The sequence below is a fragment of the Aeromicrobium sp. genome (assembly GCF_032084975.1).
Classification (GTDB): Bacteria; Actinomycetota; Actinomycetes; order Propionibacteriales; family Nocardioidaceae; genus Aeromicrobium.
Map to the genome: position 1 here is coordinate 1 of NZ_DAMDLR010000066.1, position 13,675 is coordinate 13,675.

A 13,675-nucleotide genomic window follows, 5' to 3' on the forward strand; every position below is an offset into this window, starting at 1 on the left:
AGCCGACGGGGTATCGCGACATGGCGCCGACGCGGTGCCAGCGGCCGGCGGTCTCGTCGTCGATCCCGCGCACCATGCCGTCGGCCGACTCGGGCCAGAACGACACGAGGGCGCGCGACGCGGCGAAGCCGAGCCGGTGCGCGCGGTCGCTCCGGTCACCCGGCAGCACGACCGACAGGACGGGAACCCCGTGCAACCGGGCCAGCAGCGTCACCTCGACCGAGACGTCGCTGATCAGCAGGTCAGGCCGGGCCTTCGCGCACCAGGCCGAGATCTCGGCCATCCGGCCCATCAGCCCGGCGTCGCGCTCGGGCACCCAGTGCAGCCAGCCGTTCGCGGTCGGGTCGTCTCCCGGTCCCGAGGTGTCGTCGCGATCGAGCTCGACCCACTCCCCCGGCCACCCGTCCGGGCGCGGGAGCGACGACAGCCCCGTGACGGGAGTGTCGAGCGACGCGGCCAGGGCGGTGGCGCGGTGCAGGTGACCGCGACCGACGTGGTGGACGTAGTAGCCGATCATGCCGCCAGCCGGTGGTGCCCGCCCGTGTACAGGAGCTCGTACTGATCGACCATGCGCGCGATCGAGCATCGTTCCTCGGCGACTCGTCGCACGTGTCCCCGGTCGCGGGACGCCGCGGCCACCATCGCGCGGGCGAGGTCCTCGACGCTGTCGGCCCGCGCGAGGGAGCCCACCGACTCGTCCACGAACTCGGGCAGCGCACCGCGCGCGAAGGCCGCCACGGGGGTCCCGCAGGCAAGCGCCTCGGCCGCCACGAGTCCGTACGGCTCGTCCCACACCGGCGTCACGACGGCGACGGAAGCGGCGCCCAGGGTGGCCCGCAGCTCGTGATGGGTCAGGTGTCCCGCGTACTCGATCCCGGCGCCCAGCCGCGGCCGGATCTCGCGGTCGAAGTACTCGCGGTCGAGGCTGGGCCCGGCCAGCGTCAGCCGCATCCCCGCCCGCCGGGCGGCGTCGATCGCGAGGTGCGGCGCCTTCTCGGTCACGAGGCGGCCCGACCAGACCGCCGGCCCCCCACCGGGCCCGGGCTGCCACGTGTCGACGTCGATGCCGTTGCGGATCGTCCGGCACGCCACCTGACCGGACCACTCCCGCGCGGTGAACTCACTGACGGCGACGAAGGTGCTGGTGGGCGCGGCGTACGCGACGGCCGACGTCAGCCACGGCACCGGCGGGGTGTGCAGGGTCGTGAACATCGGGACGTCGATCGCCGTGGACATCGCGATCGGCAGGTGGTGCAGCGAGTTGTTGTGGATCACGTCGAAGCGCTGCGACCCCGTGCTGGCCAGGTCGAGCATGAGGCCGAGGTAGGCATGGTGCTCGTTCAGCCACGACTCGGGCGTGATCCCGGTGTCGTGCCGCTCGCCGGGCGGCGGCGCGAACGACTCCACCGGCAGCTCGACGACGCCGAGGGCTGGATCGGATCCCGGCGCGGCGAACACCGAGACCTCGTGACCGCGCGCACGGAGCTGCCCCGCGAGGGCGTGCGTGTGCGCCTCGAGTCCGCCGGCGAAGGGCTCGCTGATGGGAAAGCGACTCGAGGCGATCAGGCAGATCCGCAAGGTTCTCATGTCATCAAGGAACGGTAGAGCCGGTCGTGGGACCTCGCCACGTGGAGACGCTGCGCCCGCCGCTCCTGCACGGTGACGCGATGGTCGGGACGGGACTCGAAGGCCTCCGCCACGGCCGAGCGCAGCGACTCGGCGTCGAAGTGGTGCTCGTCGAAGCCGTACGTCAGCACCGGGCCCTGGTCGGCGTAGTACCCGCACGTCGGCGCGACGACCGTCGTCCCTGCGTCGCGGCACGCCTCCAGCCACCCCGAGTGGGTGCCGAAACGGTAGGGCAGGACCGTGACGTCGAGGTCGCCCAGGTACTCCCACAGGTCGTCGTCCGGCAGGAAGTCGTGCACCCGCAGGTCGATGCGGCCGGCGTCGGCGGCGCGGGTGAGCCACGTGGCGACCTCGTCGTCGCGGCGCGCCCCGTCGTCGTCGAGGACGTCATGGTGTCCGTTGACCTGCAGCACCGCTCCGGGCAGGTCGCGGACCGTCTCGGCCAGCACCTTGATGACGGGAAGCGGGTCCATGCTCTGGCGCAGGCTCTTGATGTGGACGCCGATGCGGAACTCGTCGCGACGGCGCTCGTCACGGCGGCGCTGCAGGCGCTCCATCGTCGCGAAGTCGATGACGTGGGGATGCGGGACGACGTGCGCCTCGCGTCCCCAGCGCCGCCGGATCTCGTTCGCCGCCCCGTCGGTCAGGGTGACCAGCGCGTCGGCGTACGGCAGCAGCGCGTCGAGCTGCGCGTCGTGAAGGGTCCGGTCGAGATGGTGCGGGTTGCGCAGGTCGTGGACGGTCTGGACGAGCGGCTTGCCCCGCCGGCGCAGCACGTCGACCAGCTCGGCCAGCTGCTCGGGCGAGCGCGCGTCGAAGCCGAACTGGATGTGGAAGACGTCGAAGTCGGCCGAGCGTGCCCACGCCGGCTCGAGCATGGCCGGCGGCCACCACTTCCCGCCCGCGGGCACCGTCGGGTCGTCCGGGTCGGGGTCGCGCAGGAACTCGAACGGCGACGGCTCGTCGACGGGCCCCAGGTGGCGGATGTACACGTGCGTGGACGGCACCGACGCGACCCGCAGCGCCGGAGGGCGCTGCGGGTCCGCCGGGGCCGTCGAGCCGTGACGGCGTACGGCAGTGGTGTCTCCGAGTCGCACTCAGGACACCGCCACCGGGAAGCGGTCCCAGACCCGGTGGTTCGCCATGAGCTCCTGCACCTTCGTGAACACGGCGGAGGCGTCGTCGTCGGTCACGATGCCGGTGAGGCGACCGGAGTAGCCGGCTGCCTCGAGCGCATCGACGCCCGCGCCCCACGCGCCGATGACCTTGGCGTGGCGCCACACCTCGTCGATCATCAACTGGACCCGCGGGTCCAGGCCGGGCCCGCTGGGCGCCCCGCCCTTGTCGTCACGCGAGGCGAGCGAGTCCGGTGCGGGCATCGGGTGACCGGCCAGCAGCAGGACGTCGAACTCGACGGAGCGGGCCGTCGCGAACGAGCGCTGGACCGGCATGCCGTCCACCGTGCCGCCGTGGGGTGCCACGAGGAGCGGCACCATGCCGGCACCGAGGATCGCGGTCCGCAGCGCCTCGACACCACCCAGGTCCCCGGCGGGATCGACGACGATCCCGATCATGCGGCCGTCGGGCGGGTAGGCACCACGCAGCTGCGACAGTGCCGGGCTCGGTTCGGGATCGATCAGGGCGATGGTCGGGTCGGGGGCGGGCATCCCCAGCGCCGTGGCAACCTCGGCACAGAGCACCGGGTCGATGTTCGCCAGGCACTGCAACTGGCGCGCCTTGATCGTGTCCTCGTAGCACTTGCCCAGCTCGAACGAGTACGCCCGGACGATGTGCTCCTTCTCGACCGGCGACATGCTCAGCCAGAACAGGCGCACCTGGCTGAAGTGGTCGTCGAACGAGGCCGGGTTCTCGCGCACCTTGGTCGACTCGGCGACCCGGACCGGAAGGTCCTGGAAGGCGCGCTCGTCGGCGCCCGCATGGAACGGGCAGCCACCATCGAGCGAGTTCGGCTTGTACGGCGCGACCCCCACGTGGTCGGCGTGCTGGTGGAACCCGTCACGGAGCATGTCGTTGACGGGCGCGTGCGGCCGGTTGATCGGGATCTGCGAGAAGTTCGGCCCGCCCAGTCGCGTCAGCTGCGTGTCGATGTACGAGAACAGGCGCGCCTGCAGCAGCGGGTCGTCGGTGACCTCGATGCCCGGGGGCAGGTGGCCGGGGTGGAACGCGACCTGCTCGGTCTCGGCGAAGAAGTTCGTCGGGTTCGCATTCAGCGTGAGGCGACCGATCGGCTGGACCGGCGCCATCTCCTCGGGGACGATCTTCGTCGGGTCCAGCAGGTCGATGCCGTTGAACTCCTGCTCGGGGTTGTCCTCGAACACCTGGATGCCCAGCTCCCACTCGGGGAACGCCCCCGCCTCGATCGCGTCGGCCAGGTCGCGGCGGTGGAAGTCGGGGTCGATGCCGTTGATCATCTGCGCCTCCTCCCACGTCAGGGAGTGCACGCCGAGCTTGGGCTTCCAGTGGAACTTCACCAGCGACGTCGCGCCCTCGGCGTTGACGAGGCGGAACGTGTGGACGCCGAAACCCTCCATCATCCGGTACGAGCGCGGGATGCCGCGGTCGCTCATGTTCCAGATCGCGTGATGCTGCGCCTCGGTGTGCAGCGACACGAAGTCCCAGAACGTGTCGTGCGCGCTCTGGGCCTGGGGGATCTCGCGGTCGGGGTGCGGCTTGCCGGCGTGGATGACGTCGGGGAACTTGATGCCGTCCTGGATGAAGAAGACCGGGATGTTGTTCGCGACCAGGTCGAACGTGCCCTCGAGCGTGTAGAACTTCGTGGCGAAGCCGCGGGTGTCACGCACCGTGTCGGCCGAGCCGCGCGACCCCAGCACGGTCGAGAAGCGCGTGAAGACCGGCGTCTGGACGCCGTCCTGCAGGAACGCCGCATGGGTGACGTCGGCCGCCGTGCCGTAGCCCACGAACACGCCATGGGCGGCCGAGCCGCGGGCGTGGACGACGCGCTCGGGGATGCGCTCGTGGTCGAAGTGCGTGATCTTCTCGCGGAAGTGATGGTCCTGCATGAGCAGCGGTCCTCGCGGACCGGCCTTCAGCGAGTGGTCGGTGTCGCGCAGGCGGGCGCCCTGCGACGTCGTCAGGTAAGCGCCCTGCTGGGCACGGTCGCGCGGGTCAGCGCCGGTGTCCTTGCCGGTCGCCGAGCGCGCCTCCGGGGCGGCCTGGTCGGGCTTGGGCGGCAGCGGCTCACGAGGCTCGGTGGGCTCCTCCATGGCGGGCGGCTCGGCACCGGGACGACCCGGGATGTCCGGCGTCATCATCTCCGCAGCCTTCTCGACCACCTTCTCGGCGGTGTTCTCGACGGCGTCCTTGATGTTCTTCGCGGCCTTGCTCGGATCCATGCTCGTGACCTCCTCGGGGTGGGGTTGTCCTCGAGGTACCCGTGCCCGCGTGGCTCATGCAGCGCGCCCGGGTGTCAACGCACGGACTCGGGGTACGTGCGTCGAGAAGGAGGGAATCCATGACCACTGACCCGCACGATTCCACGCACGAGGACGAGAACGAGGGCGAGGGCACCGTCAGCGAGAGCGCGGCGAACCCCACTCCCCCCGACACCGACACGACGACCTCCGAGGACGTCGACGACATGCCGCAGTCGCCCACGCGGCCCGACGTCGCGGACCAGGACGAGACACACCTCTGAGTCCCCGGGCCGGACGGCTCACGCCAGGGCGAGGAAGAGCTTCTCCATCTTCTTGGCGTCGACGCTGTCCGGCCCCTCCTCGGCGAGGCACTTCTGCAGGCCCGTCGCCACGAGTGCGTAGCCGCCGCGACTGATCGCCTTGTTCACGGCGGCCAGCTGGGTCAGGGCGTCCTCGCACTCGGACCCGTCCTCGAGCATCCGGATCACCGACGCGAGGTGGCCGTTGGCCCGCTTGAGGCGCGTCGTGATCGCCTTGACCTCGTCAGGCTCGAGCTTCATTGCTTCTCCGTTCCTCGGACCAGTGCCGCCATCATGCCCTCGAGTCGCTCGCGGGCCTCGGCCGCCACCTCGGCCACGTCCCCGTCCGCGCTGAACTGCGACATCACGCCCGGGTCGAGGACCTCGACGCGGGTGCCGTCACCCTCCTGCGCGACGACCACGTTGCACGGCAGCAGCGCCGCGATGCGCGGGTCCGCCTCGAGCGCGCGGTGTGCCAGCTGCGGCCGGCACGCGCCCAGGATCACCTGCGGCGGCACGTCCACGCCCAGCTTCGCGTGGAGCGTGGCCCTGATGTCGATCTCGGTCAGCACGCCGAAGCCGGCTTCGCCCAGCAGCGCCCGGACGCGCTCGACCGTCTGGTCGTAGCCCTGCGGGACCTTCGTGCTCATGGTGAACTCGCTCATCACGCCTCCTCGTGTATCCCCCTGGGGGGTTCTGTTAACGTGGTCATCATATCCCCCCGGGGGGATAATTTCCAGACCATGAGAGGCAGACATGACCACCGAGAACACCACCGGCTCCCCGCACGCCAAGACCGTGCTCCGCGAGATCACTCCCCTGCACCGGCAACTGCGCAAGGCCATCCCCGACGTGTACCGCGGGTTCGCCGAGCTGTCCGGCGCGGCGTTCGCCGACGGCGACCTGGACCGCAGGACCAAGGAGCTGATCGCGCTGGCGATCGGCGTCGTCGAGGGCTGCGACGGCTGCATCGCCTCGCACGCGCAGGCGGCCGCACGCGCCGGCGCCACCCGCCAGCAGGCCGCCGAGGCGATCGGCGTGACCTTCCTCATGCACGGCGGTCCCGCCACCATCCACGGCGCTCGCGCCTACGACGCCTTCTGCGAGTTCGCGGACGCGATCGACGCGAAGGAAGGTGCCGTCTGATGTGCCGACCCGTCACGTGCCGCACGTGCGGCAGGACCACGTGGGCCGGTTGCGGCAATCACGTCGCGTCCGTGAAGGCCTCGGTGCCGAGCGGCCAGTGGTGTCCCGGCCACGACGACCCGAGCAACGACTCCTGGCTGCGCCGCATCCTGGGCCGCTGAGCGCTGGTTTCGGGGCTGCACCTCCGGGTACGTTCGGCGCGTGCAACGCGTGGGCATCGAGGAAGAGCTGTTCGTCGTCGACGACCGGGGCCGACTGGTCCCCGAGTCGGAGGCCGTCCTGCGCGCGCACCGGCGCCTCGAGCCCGGTGACGAGATCGATCACGAGCTCTTCCTGCAGCAGGTCGAGATCCAGACCGACGCGCACGAGGATCCCGCGGCCCTGCGGGAGGACCTGATCGCCCAGCGGTCCGCGGCGGTCGCGGCGGCCCGTGCCGCCGGCTTCCAGCTCGCCGCGGTGCCCGTGGACGTCCTCGGCGGCAGTGAGCCGGCGCCGACGCCCGGTTCGCGGTACGCCCGGATGATCGCCCGCTACGGCGAGATCGCGCGCAACGGCATGACGTGCGGCATGCACGTCCACGTCGAGGTCGAGGACCACGTCGCCGTGCGGGTGCTCGACGCCCTCCGTCCCTGGACTCCCCTGCTCAACGCGCTCTCGGCGAACGCCCCGTTCTTCCACGGGCGCGACACGGCCCACGCCAGCTTCCGCGGCCACCTGTGGGACATGTGGCCGACCGCCGGCGCCGTCGACGCGTTCGGCGACGTGAAGGCCTACCGCACGATGGTCGAGACCGCGATCTCCTCGGGTGCCGCCGTCGACGAGCACATGGTCTACCTCGACGCCCGCATCGCCGAGACGCTGCCGACCGTCGAGATCCGCGTCGCGGACGTCTGCACCGAAATCGACGACGCCCTCCTGGTCGCCGAGCTGACCCGGGCCCTCGTGTCGACCGTCGCCGACGAGTCGCACGACCCGGGCGAGTGGAGCCTCGACCTGCTGCGCTGGGCACGGTGGCGCGCCCGGCACGACGGACTCACCGGATCCCTGATGGACCCGGCCACGCGCGAGTTCGTGGCCGCCGAGCAGGCCCTCGAGTCCCTGCTCACCTTCGTGGGACCGGCACTCGACGAAGCCGGCACCACGGACCGCGTGACCACGGACCTGCACCGCCTGCTCACCACGGGGAACGGGGCCGAGCGCCAGCGCGCCGTGGCCGGCGACCCGGCCGACCTGCACGCCGTCATGGCGGACGTCGTCCGCCGGACGGACCCCCATCACTGATCGGAGGCAATCGATGACCTCGCGCATCCACCAGTGGACGATCGACGCCCACGACATCGACGCCCACCTCGACCTGCATCCCGCCGACGGCGACGTCGACCGCGAGGTGCAGCGGCTCGTCGCCCTCGGGGCGTCCCACGCCGACGTCGGGCAGGGACCGGACGAGGCCTTCATCGTCCTGCGCGATCCCGAGGGCAACGAGTTCTGCATCCTCAAGCAGCCGAAGTTCCACTGAAGCCGGTGGCGCCGAGGCGCCACCGGACAGGGGTCAGGGCTTGAAGAGGACCTTCACCGTGTTGTCGGCCTTGTCCTGGAAGTTCTTGTAGACCTCCGGAGCCTGGTCGAGGGGCACGCGGTGCGTGGCGAAGTCGGCGAGGCCGAGCGGATCCGAGGAGTCCTCGGCCAGCGGCTTGACCTGCGTCTCCCATCGCTTCACGTTGGCCTGGCCCATCTTGAGCGTCACCTGCTTGTCGAACAGCGTCTGCATGGGGATCGGGTCGACCGTGCCCGCGTAGACGCCACTGAGCGAGATCGTGCCGCCGCGTCGCACCGCGTCGACGGCGATGTGGAACGCTCCGAGGCGGTCCACGCTGACCGTGGTCATTGCCTTGCGGGCCAGGAAGTCGGGCAGGAACCCGACGGCGGTCTGGCCGGCCTGCGCGACCGGCGACCCGTGGGCCTCCATGCCCACGGCGTCGATGACGCCGTCGGCGCCGCGGCCGGCGGTGGCCTCGCGCACGATCTCGGCGACGTCGACCTTGGTGACGTCGTAGGTCTCGGCCCCGCGAGCAGCCGTGCGGGCCAGTCGCTCCGGCACCAGGTCGGCACCGATGACGCGCACGCCTCGGTGCAGGGCGAGACGCGCCGCCATGTCGCCGATCGGGCCGAGGCCGATCACGAGCAGGGTGTCGCCCTCGCCGACCTGCGCGTACTCGAGCGCCTGGAACGCCGTCGGCATGACGTCCGACAGGTACACGAAGTGCTCGTCGTCGAGGTCGGACTCGATCTTGATCGGCCCGTAATCGGCGTGGGGCACGCGCAGCAGCTCGGCCTGCCCGCCCGGCACGGCGCCGTAGAGCGAGCTGTAGCCGAACAGCGAGGCGCCCATGCCGTGCTCGCGGTTCTGCGTCGTCTCGCACTGGGTCTGCAGGTCGCGGCTGCACATCCAGCACGATCCGCAGGCGATCTGGAACGGCACGACGACCCGGTCGCCCACCGACAGGTTCGTCACGCCGGAGCCGGTCTCGACGACGCGGCCCATCGGCTCGTGGCCGAGGATGTCGCCGGGCGTCATGAACGGGCCCAGCACCTCGTAGAGGTGCAGGTCCGAGCCGCACAGCCCCGAGGCGGTCACCTCGATGATCGCGTCGGTGTCGTGTTGGATCGTCGGGTCGGGCACCTGCTCGACTCGCACGTCGCGCTTGCCCTGCCAGGTCACGGCCTTCATGTCCCCACCTCGAGTTCGACTACGTCGGTCGTCGAGGGGGTACCCGCTGGCCGCGGGCCTACACGGACGTCACTGCGCCTGTTCGTCCGCGAAGAACGAGAAGGCGCCGTCCTGCTCGAGCACCGCCCACTTCACGTGCTGGAGGCTCTCGATCCCGTTCTCGCGTGCTGCGGCCAGCAGGTCGGCCTCGTTGAGGCGCTCGATGCGCATCGCCTCCTGGACGACCTCGCCGTCGCGGATCAGGAGCGTCGGCACCCCCTCGAACGCGGACCGGTACTTCGGCAGGCGCCACGAGACCCACGACATCGCGACCGTCAGCAGACCGAACGTCGCGACGGCGACGACCGCGCCGGTCACCGAGGTGTCCTCGGCGATCACGGCCTCGGCGATCAGGTCGCCCATGACGACCAGGATCACGAAGTCGAACGGGGCCATCTCGCTCAGCTCACGCTTGCCGACCACGCGGACGACGATCCAGACGAGGAAGAAGACCGCGGCGGCGCTCAGCACGATGCTCATGGCAGCACCACCGTCCGCATCGTGACCTCGAGCGGCTCTGGACCGGCTGCCTGGACGGTGATCGGGTGCGTGAACCTGCCGATCTGCGCTCGTGTCGGCATCCGGCCGATCAGCCTCAGGGTGACGTCTCCCGGCGGCAGCTCGTCGTACGTGAGCACGAGCGTGTCCCCACGCACCACCTCGGACGCCGGCGCCGGCACGTAGGTCTCGAGGCCGAACAGGTCCGTCGCGGAGACCGGCAGCTCGACGCGAACCGGCCCACCCCCGTCCCGCTCGAGCCCGATCTCGATCGCGCTGTCGGCACCGGACCGGGAGATCTGCGGATGGGTCACGGTCATCGCGTGGCCGCCGGCGTCGTCACTCACGGTCGTGTCCCGAGGACCCAGCCATCCCAGGCAGGCCACGACGACGACGACCGCCAGCGCGGCGACCCCGACTCGGCGGAAGTTGCGGGCACGCGACGCCTGCTTCGGGCCGGCCACCCCGGCCAGGACCGGAACACCGGTCGACAGGTCGTCCTCATCTCTGTCCATCCAGCTCCTCCTCCTCGGCTCCAGCACCGTAGCCACGCCCCCGCGCCGCTCGCGCGGATGGGCGCGACCGTCATCCGGGGTACGTCAGCAGGCCATCGGCCAGCCGCGCTCCTTCGGACGGCTCGTGCAGGCTGCGCCGACCGTCCGGCATCACGTGCTCCACCGGAAGGTCGTGGACCAGCGTCGCCACGTCCGAGATGAGGCGCCGGTGGCAACGCCACCAGACGAACTCCGAGCACATCACGGCGACGGTCTCGTGCTGGACCCGCTCGACGAGCTCGGCCATCGCCGCCCGGAACTCGGGCTCACGCGTGTACGCGGCGTAGGCACGGAAGGCCTCGACCCGCCACCACGCATCCACGTCCGGGGCGTCCTTGGGCACGCGCCGGCGGCCGCCGAGGCGTTCCTCCCAGACGTAGCCGATCCCCTCGTCCGGCACCCAATCGCGCATCGCGTCGCGGGCGACCTCCGGGTTGCGCCGGCTCCCCGGGAACCGCCGGACATCGACCAAGGTCTGGATGCCCGCGTCCCTGAGCCGCTGTGCCAGCTCGGCACGGTCCGACGTGCCGTGGCCGATCGTCAGCAGTGGTGCGCTCATCCGACGAACAGGCAGAACGGGTGCCCCTGGGGGTCGATCATGACGAACAGCGGCTCGTCGGGGTCGTCGAACCGGTCGAGCCTGAGCGTCGCGCCGAGCGCCTCCGCCCGCGCACGGTGGCGCCTCAGCTCGTCGACGTCCTCCACCGAGAAATCGAGGTGCAACTGCATCGGGACCTCGGGATCGGGCCACGTCGTCGGCGCCAGCTCGTCGGTGTACTGGAACGCGATCGCGTTGCCGCCCTCGGGGTGCCGCAGGACCAGCCACTGCTCGAGCTCGCCGTCCTGGGACGGTGCCTCGTCGCCGGGCCTGTACACGAGGCCGAACAGCTCTCGGTAGAACTCGGCCGTCCGTCGGACGTCGGTGGTGTCGATGACCGTCTGGACCAGACGCGGGAATTCGGCCATGCCCGCATTGTCCCGGGCCGGCCGTCCGGCGGCACCCCGAGCGATCAGCGGCGCAGGAACAGCAGGCGCCAGTCCTCGGGACCGCGCTGCAGGTAGCTGACCTCGAAGCCGTCCGGCCACCGCTCCTGGACCTGCGCCAACAGCGGGAGCGGGTCGTGCGGCGCGATCAGCACCAGGCCGAAGCCGGCGCGCAGTCCGTCGAGGGCACCGAAGATCGTCGCGTGGCGGATCGCGTGCGGGATCGCGCGGGCGTCGAGCTCGGGGTGCCCGGCGTCGTCATGGCCGCCACAGCCGCACGAGTGGCCCTCCTCCCCCGGTGCCTGAATGTCGCGTGAGACGTCGGTGATCTGGATGTCGGTCACGATTCCTCCTGGCCGCCACGAGTCGCCGGCCGTGTGTCGGCGGGGTGGTGCGGCACTGCGATCCGGACATTACTACAGTGGATTCCGTGGAAATTAAGCGCGGCCGGTCAACCGGTCCCCGACCGTCCTCCCCGGCGCCAATCACGGGGCTGTCCCGCAGTCGGGCGGCACTGCTCGAGACGCTGCAACGGCAGTCCGGCGCCACCAGCATCGGCGCGCTGGCGGCGCACACGGGACTGCATGAGAACACGCTGCGAGGCCATCTCGAGGGACTCGAGGACGACGGGCTCGTGACCCGCCGTCGCGAGGCCCCGGAGGGCCGGGGCCGGCCGGCCTGGCTGTGGAGCGCCACCGATGCCCGCACCTCGGAGTACGCGGGCCTGGCCGCGGCGCTCGCGACCGCCCTGCACCGGACCAGCAGCCGACCGGCCGAGGACGCCGCGGTGGCCGGCCACGACTGGGGACGCACCCTGGTCCGTGACCGCCCTCCACGCCCCGCCGGCAGCCTCGAGCTGGTGCGCGACCTGATGGCCGAGCTCGACTTCGGGCCGGTCATCGACGAGCCCGCCGAGACCGTGCGGCTCACGCGGTGCCCCCTGCTGGAGGTCGCCCGCCGACACACCGACGTGGTCTGCAGCGTGCACGCGGGCCTGGCTGCCGGCGCGCTCGCGGAGTCCGGCGACACGACCACCGAGGTCACCCTCGAACCCTTCGCCGAGCCGGGCGCGTGCCTGCTGCACCTGCGCGCGAACCGGCCATGACACCGCGGACGCGCCTGCTGCTCATGCTGCCGGCGGGCGTCTCGCTGCTGGCCGGCCTGGACGCCGCCCTCCTGCTGCTGGACCTACCGGCCCCGGTCCGCACCGAACGACTTCCCGACGTGCACGGCATCGTGTTGGTGCTGGGCTTCGTCGGCACCCTCGTCTCCCTCGAGCGTGCCGTCGCCCTGCGTCGTCCGTGGGGGTTCCTCGCCCCGGGCCTGCTCGGGGTGGGCTCGCTGCTGTTGCTCTCCCCCGCCCCGATGCCCGCCGGCCGGACGGCGATGGTCGCTGGCACTGCGGCGCTGGTGGCGGTCTACGTGCCGTTGTGGCGACGCCAGCGCGACGACGCCGTCCTGGTGCAGTTGCTGGGTGCCGCGATCGCGCTGGGCGGCGCTGCCATCTGGGCCGGCGGCGCCACGACCGCGGCGGTGGTGCCGTGGCTCGCGGGCTTCGTCATCCTGACGATCGGCGGTGAGCGGCTGGAGCTGGCCCGGCTCCAGATGGGCCCCGGCGCCGGCACGCGCCTGATCGGGCTGGCCGTGGCGTTCGTCTGCGCGATCGTCGCCTGCCTGCTGTGGCCGTCGATCGGCGAGCCGCTCCTCGGGGCGACCCTGCTGGTCCTCACCGTCTGGCTCGCCACGCATGACGTCGCCCGGCGGACCATCTCCGCGACGGGCCAGACCCGGTTCATGGCCGCGTGCATGCTGGCCGGCTACGGCTGGCTCGTCGTGGCCTCGGCCGTGTGGCTGACCGGCTCCGGCGGCACGAACGGTGTCCCCGAGGGCTCGGGGTACGACGCCGTCATCCACGCCGTGTTCCTCGGCTTCACGATCTCGATGATCATGGCGCACGCCTCGGTGATCCTGCCCGCCGTCCTGCGCCGCCCGCTGCCCCACCACCGGGCCATGTGGGTTCCTGCGGCCCTCCTGCACGGCGCCCTGGTCCTGCGCGTCTGGGTCGGCGACGGCCTGGGGGTCGAACGTGCGTGGCAGGTCGGCGGCGCGCTCAACGTCGCGGCCCTGCTGCTCTTCGTCGGGGTCGCCGTCTGGTCGGCGCTGACCGCCGAGGCCGCTCGGCGCCCGGTGGCGGTGGCCCGATGACCGCCACGCGAACCGCCCCGGCCGCTCGGCCCGCCAAGCGACGCTTCCAGCCCCTGCGCGACCTGCCCGCCGTCCTCTGGCTGGTCGCGGTCGTCGTCGTCACGCTGGCCCACCGCGAGGTGCCGGCCCCGCGCTGGCTCATGTTCCACCTGCTGCTGCTGGGCGCGGCGACGCACTCCATCGTGGTGTGGAGCCAGTTCT

General features: G+C 71.6%; 19 protein-coding genes and 1 pseudogene. 8 read left to right on the forward strand and 12 right to left on the reverse strand.

The genetic code is table 11. From position 1 onward, the window contains the following. The 4 genes and pseudogenes from RT323_RS13185 to RT323_RS13200 all read right to left on the reverse strand — a co-directional run. Nucleotides 1-517 (reverse strand): annotated as a pseudogene (locus tag RT323_RS13185) (hypothetical protein); the annotation flags it as partial. Then, nucleotides 514-1,587 (reverse strand): glycosyltransferase, encoded by a 1,074-nt coding sequence (locus RT323_RS13190; protein WP_313409269.1) that lies wholly within the window; start codon nucleotides 1,585-1,587, stop codon nucleotides 514-516. The pseudogene RT323_RS13185 and the gene RT323_RS13190, both read right to left, overlap by 4 nt. Further along, nucleotides 1,584-2,723 (reverse strand): glycosyltransferase, encoded by a 1,140-nt coding sequence (locus RT323_RS13195; RefSeq protein ID WP_313409272.1) that lies wholly within the window; start codon nucleotides 2,721-2,723, stop codon nucleotides 1,584-1,586. The genes RT323_RS13190 and RT323_RS13195 overlap by 4 nt, the downstream gene beginning before the upstream one ends. Continuing rightward, nucleotides 2,724-5,000: a catalase gene (locus RT323_RS13200; protein WP_313409275.1), complete on the reverse strand. Its 2,277-nt coding sequence runs from the start codon at nucleotides 4,998-5,000 to the stop codon at nucleotides 2,724-2,726. It lies immediately after the preceding gene. A gap of 119 nt (nucleotides 5,001-5,119) precedes the next feature. Here RT323_RS13200 and RT323_RS13205 point away from each other — a divergent pair, with 119 nt between their 5' ends. Next, entirely contained in the window at nucleotides 5,120-5,302 is a 183-nt protein-coding gene (locus RT323_RS13205) for a hypothetical protein (RefSeq protein WP_313409277.1), read from the forward strand. An 18-nt stretch (nucleotides 5,303-5,320) separates the two neighbouring features. Here the strand turns inward: RT323_RS13205 and RT323_RS13210 are convergent, their stop codons facing one another. Together RT323_RS13210 and RT323_RS13215 are read right to left on the reverse strand one after the other, a co-directional pair. Further along, complete coding sequence (locus RT323_RS13210) at nucleotides 5,321-5,581, reverse strand: metal-sensitive transcriptional regulator (RefSeq protein ID WP_313409280.1); 261 nt, start codon at nucleotides 5,579-5,581, stop codon at nucleotides 5,321-5,323. After that, nucleotides 5,578-5,985, reverse strand: a complete 408-nt coding sequence (locus tag RT323_RS13215) for a DUF302 domain-containing protein (RefSeq protein ID WP_313409283.1) — start codon at nucleotides 5,983-5,985, stop codon at nucleotides 5,578-5,580. Before RT323_RS13215 ends, RT323_RS13210 begins: the two co-directional genes overlap by 4 nt. 91 nt (nucleotides 5,986-6,076) lie before the next feature. Between RT323_RS13215 and RT323_RS13220 the strand changes: the two genes are divergently transcribed. Genes RT323_RS13220 through RT323_RS13235 form a run of 4 tightly spaced genes read left to right on the forward strand, consistent with a single transcriptional unit; the run spans nucleotide 6,077 to nucleotide 7,982 of the window. Further along, complete coding sequence (locus RT323_RS13220) at nucleotides 6,077-6,466, forward strand: carboxymuconolactone decarboxylase family protein (RefSeq protein ID WP_313409285.1); 390 nt, start codon at nucleotides 6,077-6,079, stop codon at nucleotides 6,464-6,466. Continuing rightward, complete coding sequence (locus RT323_RS13225) at nucleotides 6,466-6,627, forward strand: hypothetical protein (RefSeq protein WP_313409287.1); 162 nt, start codon at nucleotides 6,466-6,468, stop codon at nucleotides 6,625-6,627. The genes RT323_RS13220 and RT323_RS13225 overlap by 1 nt, the downstream gene beginning before the upstream one ends. A 40-nt stretch (nucleotides 6,628-6,667) precedes the next feature. Further along, the gene (locus tag RT323_RS13230; RefSeq protein ID WP_313409289.1) at nucleotides 6,668-7,747 is read left to right on the forward strand and encodes a glutamate--cysteine ligase; all 1,080 of its coding nucleotides are present in this window, start codon (nucleotides 6,668-6,670) and stop codon (nucleotides 7,745-7,747) included. Nucleotides 7,748-7,760: 13 nt separating this feature from the next. After that, nucleotides 7,761-7,982, forward strand: coding sequence for a VOC family protein (locus tag RT323_RS13235; RefSeq protein ID WP_313409292.1), 222 nt, complete (start codon nucleotides 7,761-7,763; stop codon nucleotides 7,980-7,982). 33 nt (nucleotides 7,983-8,015) lie between these two features. Here RT323_RS13235 and RT323_RS13240 read toward each other — a convergent pair whose 3' ends face one another. The 6 genes from RT323_RS13240 to RT323_RS13265 all read right to left on the reverse strand — a co-directional run bounded on the left by RT323_RS13240 (nucleotide 8,016) and on the right by RT323_RS13265 (nucleotide 11,613). Continuing rightward, entirely contained in the window at nucleotides 8,016-9,194 is a 1,179-nt protein-coding gene (locus RT323_RS13240) for an alcohol dehydrogenase catalytic domain-containing protein (RefSeq protein ID WP_313409294.1), read from the reverse strand. Between the two features lie 69 nt (nucleotides 9,195-9,263). Beyond that, nucleotides 9,264-9,713: a YetF domain-containing protein gene (locus RT323_RS13245; RefSeq protein WP_313409297.1), complete on the reverse strand. Its 450-nt coding sequence runs from the start codon at nucleotides 9,711-9,713 to the stop codon at nucleotides 9,264-9,266. Then, nucleotides 9,710-10,246 (reverse strand): hypothetical protein, encoded by a 537-nt coding sequence (locus RT323_RS13250; RefSeq protein WP_313409299.1) that lies wholly within the window; start codon nucleotides 10,244-10,246, stop codon nucleotides 9,710-9,712. The genes RT323_RS13245 and RT323_RS13250 overlap by 4 nt, the downstream gene beginning before the upstream one ends. 70 nt (nucleotides 10,247-10,316) lie before the next feature. After that, nucleotides 10,317-10,844, reverse strand: coding sequence for a DUF488 domain-containing protein (locus RT323_RS13255; protein WP_313409302.1), 528 nt, complete (start codon nucleotides 10,842-10,844; stop codon nucleotides 10,317-10,319). Then, nucleotides 10,841-11,251: a VOC family protein gene (locus RT323_RS13260; protein WP_313409305.1), complete on the reverse strand. Its 411-nt coding sequence runs from the start codon at nucleotides 11,249-11,251 to the stop codon at nucleotides 10,841-10,843. Before RT323_RS13260 ends, RT323_RS13255 begins: the two co-directional genes overlap by 4 nt. Before the next feature lie 44 nt (nucleotides 11,252-11,295). Next, a complete protein-coding gene (locus tag RT323_RS13265) occupies nucleotides 11,296-11,613 on the reverse strand; it encodes a DUF2249 domain-containing protein (protein ID WP_313409307.1) in 318 nt (105 codons plus the stop codon). Nucleotides 11,614-11,699: 86 nt separating this feature from the next. Between RT323_RS13265 and RT323_RS13270 the strand changes: the two genes are divergently transcribed. The 3 genes from RT323_RS13270 to RT323_RS13280 form a co-directional block, all read left to right on the forward strand. Then, complete coding sequence (locus RT323_RS13270) at nucleotides 11,700-12,374, forward strand: helix-turn-helix domain-containing protein (RefSeq protein WP_313409310.1); 675 nt, start codon at nucleotides 11,700-11,702, stop codon at nucleotides 12,372-12,374. Then, on the forward strand, nucleotides 12,371-13,474 hold the full coding sequence (locus RT323_RS13275) for a hypothetical protein (RefSeq protein ID WP_313409312.1): 1,104 nt from the start codon (nucleotides 12,371-12,373) through the stop codon (nucleotides 13,472-13,474). Before RT323_RS13270 ends, RT323_RS13275 begins: the two co-directional genes overlap by 4 nt. Further along, nucleotides 13,471-13,675, forward strand: a 205-nt coding sequence (locus RT323_RS13280) for a hypothetical protein (RefSeq protein ID WP_313409315.1), incomplete at its 3' end; no start/stop codon positions are given. The genes RT323_RS13275 and RT323_RS13280, both read left to right, overlap by 4 nt.

Excerpts from the sequence above, each read along its gene's own strand:
- RT323_RS13190 (WP_313409269.1), bottom strand. The coding sequence starts at position 1,587 with ATGAGAACCTTGCGGATCTGCCTGATCGCCTCGAGTCGCTTTCCCATC.
- RT323_RS13200 (WP_313409275.1), bottom strand. The coding sequence starts at position 5,000 with ATGGATCCGAGCAAGGCCGCGAAGAACATCAAGGACGCCGTCGAGAAC.
- RT323_RS13205 (WP_313409277.1), top strand. The coding sequence starts at position 5,120 with ATGACCACTGACCCGCACGATTCCACGCACGAGGACGAGAACGAGGGC.
- RT323_RS13210 (WP_313409280.1), bottom strand. The coding sequence starts at position 5,581 with ATGAAGCTCGAGCCTGACGAGGTCAAGGCGATCACGACGCGCCTCAAG.
- RT323_RS13215 (WP_313409283.1), bottom strand. The coding sequence starts at position 5,985 with ATGAGCGAGTTCACCATGAGCACGAAGGTCCCGCAGGGCTACGACCAG.
- RT323_RS13220 (WP_313409285.1), top strand. The coding sequence starts at position 6,077 with ATGACCACCGAGAACACCACCGGCTCCCCGCACGCCAAGACCGTGCTC.
- RT323_RS13225 (WP_313409287.1), top strand. The coding sequence starts at position 6,466 with ATGTGCCGACCCGTCACGTGCCGCACGTGCGGCAGGACCACGTGGGCC.
- RT323_RS13235 (WP_313409292.1), top strand. The coding sequence starts at position 7,761 with ATGACCTCGCGCATCCACCAGTGGACGATCGACGCCCACGACATCGAC.
- RT323_RS13240 (WP_313409294.1), bottom strand. The coding sequence starts at position 9,194 with ATGAAGGCCGTGACCTGGCAGGGCAAGCGCGACGTGCGAGTCGAGCAG.
- RT323_RS13245 (WP_313409297.1), bottom strand. The coding sequence starts at position 9,713 with ATGAGCATCGTGCTGAGCGCCGCCGCGGTCTTCTTCCTCGTCTGGATC.
- RT323_RS13250 (WP_313409299.1), bottom strand. The coding sequence starts at position 10,246 with ATGGACAGAGATGAGGACGACCTGTCGACCGGTGTTCCGGTCCTGGCC.
- RT323_RS13255 (WP_313409302.1), bottom strand. The coding sequence starts at position 10,844 with ATGAGCGCACCACTGCTGACGATCGGCCACGGCACGTCGGACCGTGCC.
- RT323_RS13260 (WP_313409305.1), bottom strand. The coding sequence starts at position 11,251 with ATGGCCGAATTCCCGCGTCTGGTCCAGACGGTCATCGACACCACCGAC.
- RT323_RS13275 (WP_313409312.1), top strand. The coding sequence starts at position 12,371 with ATGACACCGCGGACGCGCCTGCTGCTCATGCTGCCGGCGGGCGTCTCG.